This window comes from Paraburkholderia podalyriae (assembly GCF_014397785.1).
Lineage (GTDB): Bacteria > Pseudomonadota > Gammaproteobacteria > Burkholderiales > Burkholderiaceae > Paraburkholderia > Paraburkholderia podalyriae.
On record NZ_VZQQ01000280.1, the window covers coordinates 1 to 614 of the forward strand.

The 614-nt window shown below is 60.9% G+C and carries 1 protein-coding gene; it reads left to right on the forward strand.

Annotated elements, in window-relative coordinates:
- Positions 1-333 (forward strand): FIST C-terminal domain-containing protein (locus F6X42_RS43030; protein ID WP_187639786.1); only part of this gene is annotated, 333 nt, incomplete at its 5' end.
- Positions 334-614 lie beyond the last annotated feature (281 nt).

Genomic DNA, 614 nt, shown 5'->3' on the forward strand with positions numbered 1-614 from the left:
GTCGTGGCGATTGCCGATCTGGTCGAGCCCGGCATGCATCTGGCCTTTTGCACGCGTAACCCCGAAGCTGCCAAGGTCGATCTGGTGCGCATTACAACGGAAATCCGCGCGGAACTGGAAGGCGGCACGGCGGGGCACATGTCGGGCGCCCTGTATGTCAGTTGCTCGGGACGGGGCGGCCCGCACTTCGGAGCGCGGCATGCGGAGTTGCAGACGGTGCGAAAGGCGCTAGGTGACGTGCCGCTGGTGGGATTCTTCGCCGGCGGCGAGATCGCAAGGGATCACCTTTACGGCTACACCGGGGTATTGACGGTCTTTACGAGCCGGGACTGAGACCCGAGCTGTGTTGATTTTTGCTCCGTAGCAGGAAGGAGACCCGTACCAGCTTTGTCCACCTGAGGGATGGGCCCATATGAGAGGACCGGTTGTTTGAGTGACGCGTCACTGGCCCCATATCGGAGCAGCTACTTAAACGACGCGGCGCTACTCCTCGAAGTCTACTGAACACTTGCCTGAACATGCATATAGACTCGGAATTCTTCCGATAACCGCTGACGCACATCTGCAAATCGAGGCGGATGTCCGCGCCTCGATCGTCCCGGCGGTTCGGCCCG